This window comes from Nitrospirota bacterium (assembly GCA_040756155.1).
Classification (GTDB): Bacteria; Nitrospirota; Thermodesulfovibrionia; order JACRGW01; family JBFLZU01; genus JBFLZU01.
In genome coordinates, this window is record JBFLZU010000016.1 from 3,694 (window position 1) to 6,313 (window position 2,620).

General features: G+C 39.0%; 4 protein-coding genes and 1 pseudogene. All 5 read right to left on the reverse strand.

Annotated features, from left to right (window positions below; translation table 11 throughout):
- Positions 1 to 268 (reverse strand): hypothetical protein (locus AB1488_01335; GenBank protein ID MEW6408741.1); only part of this gene is annotated, 268 nt, incomplete at its 3' end.
- 19 nt (positions 269 to 287) lie between these two features.
- A complete protein-coding gene (locus AB1488_01340) occupies positions 288 to 473 on the reverse strand; it encodes a hypothetical protein (GenBank protein MEW6408742.1) in 186 nt (61 codons plus the stop codon).
- A gap of 68 nt (positions 474 to 541) precedes the next feature.
- Positions 542 to 1,021, reverse strand: coding sequence for a cupin domain-containing protein (locus AB1488_01345; protein MEW6408743.1), 480 nt, complete (start codon positions 1,019 to 1,021; stop codon positions 542 to 544).
- Between the two features lie 29 nt (positions 1,022 to 1,050).
- Positions 1,051 to 2,106 (reverse strand): alcohol dehydrogenase catalytic domain-containing protein, encoded by a 1,056-nt coding sequence (locus AB1488_01350; GenBank protein MEW6408744.1) that lies wholly within the window; start codon positions 2,104 to 2,106, stop codon positions 1,051 to 1,053.
- An 18-nt stretch (positions 2,107 to 2,124) separates the two neighbouring features.
- A pseudogene (locus tag AB1488_01355) lies at positions 2,125 to 2,259 on the reverse strand (tyrosine-type recombinase/integrase).
- Between the last annotated feature and the right edge of the window lie 361 nt (positions 2,260 to 2,620).

Genomic DNA, 2,620 nt, shown 5'->3' on the forward strand with positions numbered 1-2,620 from the left:
AAGGTATCTCTCTCAGCACCCTCCAGACCATCTTCTGAAAATTACCGACAGATTGAATATCTACTACAATCTCATCAAAGGAAACCCGCTTCCCATTGAAATAATCAAAGAGCATTGATTTCACACGATCAAACACTTTATCAGCCCTCACAATCTTTATATGGAAGGGAAAGGAGTTCAGAAAATCTTTTTCTGATGTTGCCAGTTCAATTCTTTTGATTCCCCTTTGTGAAGCAGCGAGACATATCTTACCTATCGGAGAATCCATGCTGCTGAAAAAAAGAAGATTAGCTCCAGTGTTCCTCCTCGAAAAACTCTCTCTTGGGAGCAGTAACGATCTTGTCAAAGGATTCATAACAATCCAGACACCTCCAGTGGTATATGGACCAGAATTCATCATCAAGTTCAAGTTCCATCTCATTATCTTCTGCTAAATTGCTGCCTCCACAGAAGGGGCATATAATAGGCTCCATAGGTTCTCCTCTCACATAGGGTATATCTCTTTATAACCCTTTTCTCTTGCAATCGTCAACAAAATATTTCAATAGTTAAGGATTTTTGGCTTATCCCTTTTAGCATTGACTATACAAAAAAATCCAAACGGTTCATCGGATGGATTCCTTAATTGGTGAGGCATATTCGGCGCTATATAAAGTGTATCAAGAAATTTTATATCATAAATTTTCTTCCCAACCAAGACTTTTCCCTTACCTCTTATACATATTACAACATGCTCGTGTTTGTGTACTTCAAAACTGCTATACCCACGAGGTGCAATCTCGAAATACCTGACATGAAATCTTGGCGTTTCTCCATGCTTACCGATCAACGTCTGTCTTATAATATCAGACCAATCTTTGCTTGTTAATTTATATCTTTCAGTCTTTATCCCTTGCCATGTAAAGTTACCATTGTGTTTGTAGAACTTGCTTTTATTTCCTGAATATGTCTTCTTTTTTCTGCTGACCCTGGACACTATTTTCCAATCACATGTTGTTGGAGTTCTTTCCTTTTCAGACATTTAATCCTCCCTAATCCATTAATTATTAATTAATCAAAAATAATAACAGCTTTAAGCGAGTCTTTCGCCTCTGCTGTTATTCTGAATGCCTCAGCGGTTTTCTCGATCGGAAACCTGTGTGTAATGAGTCTTTCAGCCCTTACATCCCCTTCTTCTATTATTTTGAGTGCATCTGCTGTATCAGTCGGTCCGCAGGAATAACTGGTAATTATGTTTATATCCCTGAAATAAAGGTCATTCGGTTCGATTGTGAGTTGTTCCCCATGTTTAGCAGGTGTAAAAAATAATACTCTGCCGCCTGCACCTGCAGATAATATCCCCTGTTTCATTGCATCAACACTGTTTGGCCCAACTATAACAAGGTCTACCATTATACCATTTGTTAACTCCTTAAGGGCATCAATGAGATTGACCTTTGAGACATCGATAACCTCATCAGCTCCAAATTCTTTCGCCTTCTTGAGCCTGAAGGGGACCATGTCAGCGCCGATTATTTTGTCTGCACCATATTTTCTTGCAAGCAATATATTTAACTGTCCCATGACACCAAGCCCGATAATGAGAACTGTATCTCCCTGCCTTATATTAGCCCTCTTCAATGCCTTTACAACACAGGCAGTGGGCTCTATTAGTGTGCCGTCTTCATAGCTCAAAGTATCAGGAAGGTTTAATGTATCGTTTTCGAGGTTTATCTGAGGGATGAGTATATATTCTGAAACTCCACCAGGTATTATCTTTGTGTTTTTCCATGTTTCACACTGAACATAATCACCGCGGCTGCAGAATCTACATACAAAACATGGTGCATGATGATGAGTAAAAACCCTATCGCCTATTCTAAAGGCTGAAGGCTGAAGGCTGAAGCCTGAGGACGAAAGAAGTTCCTTGCCAAGTTCTACAATCTCCCCCGTAGGTTCGTGTCCAATCACCAAAGGTGCCTTTTTATCTATGTACCACTGCATCACATCCCCTGAGCATATGCCGCATGCCTTTGTCTTTATCAGCGCATCGCCGGGGCCTATGTGAGGAACAGGAATATCTTCAATACGTATGTCGTTAAAACTGTAAAGCCTTGCAACCTTCATTTCATTGCTCCGTGCAATTCATTTGTCCAGAGGGCTTCTAACCCCAAGGATATTCCTTGACGCCACATGGGTATAGATCATGGTTATCTGGAGATTTTTGTGTCCAAGCAGTTCCTGAATTGTCCTTATGTCATAATAATTAATTCATAAATTATATCGCATGCAATATAATTTACAAACAAAAATTTTTACTCTTATTTTTTGAGGGGTTAGACAGATGGCTCCCATTATTTTTCTTGACACTCCCCACAAATTGACCTAAAATCCACTAAAAGAAACATGTAAACATAAAAAAGAATGTTTAGATGAAATTGCGGCTATTTGGAAAATGTAGTAGCCTTTGCAAGTAAAAAGGTTGAAAACCATGAGGAGGTATAAGATGAACAGCCTAACACTTATAAGGCCTCCTATTGTCAAGAGAAAAAAGTATCCTTAGCGGAAATTAAAATAAAAATAATCTCCTTATTTTTTGCGATACCTTACAGATTGCATAAAAGCCCTGACTTTGGTTTCC